The organism is Dietzia sp. IN118 (assembly GCF_032905965.1).
Taxonomy (GTDB): Bacteria; Actinomycetota; Actinomycetes; order Mycobacteriales; family Mycobacteriaceae; genus Dietzia; species Dietzia kunjamensis.
The window spans coordinates 1-3,245 of the sequence record NZ_JAUMSR010000012.1 but is presented as its reverse complement, the minus strand read 5'-3'; the positions used below and the strand labels follow the sequence as shown (position 1 = coordinate 3,245).

Genomic DNA, 3,245 nt, shown 5'->3' with positions numbered 1-3,245 from the left:
CACCCGACGACCGCGCCCACCCCGACTGCCGGAAAAGGCGACCATCAACGACCCCGACGCCCGATCACCCGAAACTAGCCAAGCCCAACCGAGCACCTCACGTCTCATTTGATTTGACACGCTCCGGCGGGCGAATCCGGCCATCAATGCAACCGGCACCGATACGCAACCCAGGTGAGCTCCCGCCGCCGGTGACGTTCGAGTCCTCGACGGCGTCAGTGGCGCGATGCGAGAACGTCGTTGTCGAGAAAACCCTTCAATCCGCCGCTGAACACATCGTTGTCGTCGCCGGCGACCATATGACCGGACCCGGTGACGTCGATCAATCTGGCGGTCGGTATGAGCTCAAGCAACTCTTTGGCGCCCTCTTCGCTGACCACGTTTGATTGTGTTCCACGAACGAGCATCGTGGGAACGGTAATCGCGGCTGCGGCGTCCCGGGCGCGTTCGTATCGCACGATCGAGTCGGTCTGGCGGGTGGGTTCGTCGCCCTGGCGCAGAAACGCCGGATCCCAATGCCAATACCAGCGGCCATCGCGCAGACGGAGGTTCTTGCGCAGCCCCTGCGGGTTGGGGGTGCGGACCCGGTTCGGGGTATACGCTGCGATCGCTGCGGCAGCGTCGTCGAGGCTGTCAAAACCATCCAGGCCACTTTGCATGAACGCCATAATCTCCGCGGTGCCGCCCGGTTCGACCTTCGGGGCGATATCAACCAACACCAGACCACGAGCGAGCTCGGGATTCTCTCCTTGCCCGATCAACGACGTCATACCGCCCATCGAGGCCCCGACCAGTACCGGCGTCTGCCCCAACTCGCCGATGACCGAGGTCAGGTCGGCGACCAGAGCGTCGATGCCATAGTCCCCGTCCGGTGCCCATTGGCTCTGCCCATGCCCCCGTGCATCCAGGGCGAGGGCGGACCAGCCGTCCGCCGCGAGCCTGCGTCCGGTGTTTCGCCAGGAATGCCGGGTCTGCCCGCCGCCGTGCAGCAACAGCACCACACCTTTACTGCTGACGTCTGAATCGCCCGCAGTTGACGGTGGATCCCACCGGTCGGCGGCAAGTGTGACACCGTCACCGCGGAGCTCAAGGGTTGTGACTACAGGATCCATAGAAGTTCCTCGCCATGATTATCGAGTGGAGCATTCTCAGTCATGTTGCCGCAGGGGGTGAATACCATTGCACACCACACTCGACCGGCACACTCACTCGACACCGACCCAGACTCCTCGTAGTCGATCAACCAGCCACAATTGGCGCACTCACAGCGGTTCAATCTCGGGTTCAGCGACGTCATCCTCTCGCCGGATGCTGGAACCGAGCTGTTCCGGGCGGAGATCGGGCGGGCGTTCCACGCGGCTGAAAGACTCGTGGAGTCGGCGCGATCGGCCGGCGCGATCCGTTCGGACTTCCACCACAGCGATCTGTACCTGCTGCAGCACCCCAACGGCGGTCTCGCGCGTGGTGTGCACGCGAGCCCACACCCATGGATAAGGGGCCCTTCCGGATCCGGAGTGCGTAACTGGGGTTCGCCGGTGATGCGGTGAGGCACAAGATGTAGGGGTCCTGGGGCGTGTGAAGATGCAAGTTCCTACACCAGCACTTCGCATCCCCAGGACCCGCTTTGAACGCTACCGCCAGCCTGCTTGCCGACACCATCTGCCGCACCGTCGAGTTGGGGGTGACCATCACCGACGCCGCCGTGGCCGACGAGCTCACGCACCTGTTCTGCTCCCCGGTCACACTGGATCCGATCTGCGCCGAGTGCGGGGTGGTGGGCCGGCTACGAGACCACATCGAGCGGCGGGTGACCGATCTGCCGATCGTCGGCCATCCCACCAGACTGCACGTGCGGGTACCGCGCTTCACCTGCGGCAACACCGAGTGCGTCACGCGGATCTTCCAGCAACGCATGCCGGCGTTGGCCGAGCCGCGGGCCAAGACCACCCGCCGTTGCACCCGCTGGATTCTGCAGCGCCTGGCGGTCGACCGCACCAGCGTGTCCGCGGTGGCCAAGGCCCTCGGGCTTGGCTGGGATTTGGTCAACGACCTGGCGGTCTCCGAGATCCGCACGATGGTCTACGACCAGCCCGGACACTTCGACGGGGTGCGCGTTCTAGGGGTCGATGAGCACAAGTGGAAGCACGTGCGCGGTGACGGCAGCAGCTCGTTTGTGACGGTGCTGGTCGACCTGACCCCGGTGGTGGACGGCACCGACCCGTCTCGCCTGCTGGACATGGTCCCGGGGCGTTCGGCGAGGGTCCTGACCGAGTGGCTCGACGCGCGCGACCAGGCGTTCCGTGACCGGGTCAAGGTGGTGACAATGGACGGGTTCGCCGGCTATCACACCGCCGCAGCCAAAGCCGTCCCCGAAGCGCGGACGGTGATGGATCCTTTCCACGTCGTGCACCTGGCCGCGGACAAGCTCACCGTGTGCCGCCAGCGCATCCAGCAGGCCACCACCGGGCACCGGGGCCGCACGGGCGATCCGCTGTACGGCATCCGCCGGACGTTGAACACCCGGGCCGAGCTGCTCACCGACAAGCAGAAGGCCCGCCTGTTCAAAGCGTTCACGGCCAACGATGCGCACGCGGCGGTGGAGGTCACCTACGGCGTCTACCAGCGGCTCATCGCCGCCTACGAGGCCTCGGGCAAGCGGGAGGGCAAGATCGCGATGTACAAGCTCCTCAAATCGATCCGGGCCGGCGTTCCGAAGGAACTACCCGAGCTCGCCCAGCTCGGCCGGTCGCTGTGGAAGCGGCACCGCGAGATCCTCGCGTACTTCGACGTGGGTGCCTCCAACGGTCCCGTCGAGGCCATCAACGGGCGCCTCGAACACCTCCGCGGAATCGCCCTGGGCTTCCGGAACCTCAACCACTACATCTTGCGGTCACTGATCCACTCCGGTCAGCTTCACGACCGGATCAATGCACTCTGATTCCGGAAGGGCCGATAAGGGGCTCTTCGCATCTGAGTGTGGGGTCAGGTCCGTAGCCCGCCGGCGATGAGGAGCATCCGCAGGCGGTAGTTGTCGCGGTTGCGGTAGCCGCGGGCCAGGCGCCGGTGGAGTTCGATGAGGCCGTTGATCGCTTCGGTTCCACCATTGTTGGATCGGTCAGTGGTCCAGTAGGCGAGGAAGGAGTCCTTCCACTTGCGAAGAGTGCGGCCGAGGCGGGCGATCTCTGGGATCGGGCAGGACGGCAAGGTCGCGAGTATCTTCTCCGCAGCGCTGCGCCCGGCTGGCA

At 65.3% G+C, this 3,245-nt stretch carries 3 protein-coding genes; 1 reads left to right on the top strand and 2 read right to left on the bottom strand.

The window, feature by feature from the left end:
- Positions 1-215: 215 nt before the first annotated feature.
- Positions 216-1,112, bottom strand: coding sequence for an alpha/beta fold hydrolase (locus Q2K20_RS17965; RefSeq protein ID WP_069388583.1), 897 nt, complete (start codon positions 1,110-1,112; stop codon positions 216-218).
- A 512-nt stretch (positions 1,113-1,624) separates the two neighbouring features.
- On the opposite strand from Q2K20_RS17965, the gene Q2K20_RS17960 reads away from it, so the two are divergent.
- Positions 1,625-2,938, top strand: a complete 1,314-nt coding sequence (locus Q2K20_RS17960) for an ISL3 family transposase (RefSeq protein ID WP_069388581.1) — start codon at positions 1,625-1,627, stop codon at positions 2,936-2,938.
- 44 nt (positions 2,939-2,982) lie between these two features.
- Here Q2K20_RS17960 and Q2K20_RS17955 read toward each other — a convergent pair.
- Positions 2,983-3,245 (bottom strand): transposase (locus tag Q2K20_RS17955; protein ID WP_317177058.1); only part of this gene is annotated, 263 nt, incomplete at its 5' end.

Bases quoted from the DNA above. Each gene is read 5' to 3' on its own strand.
- Q2K20_RS17965 (WP_069388583.1), bottom strand. From the start codon at position 1,112: ATGGATCCTGTAGTCACAACCCTTGAGCTCCGCGGTGACGGTGTCACA.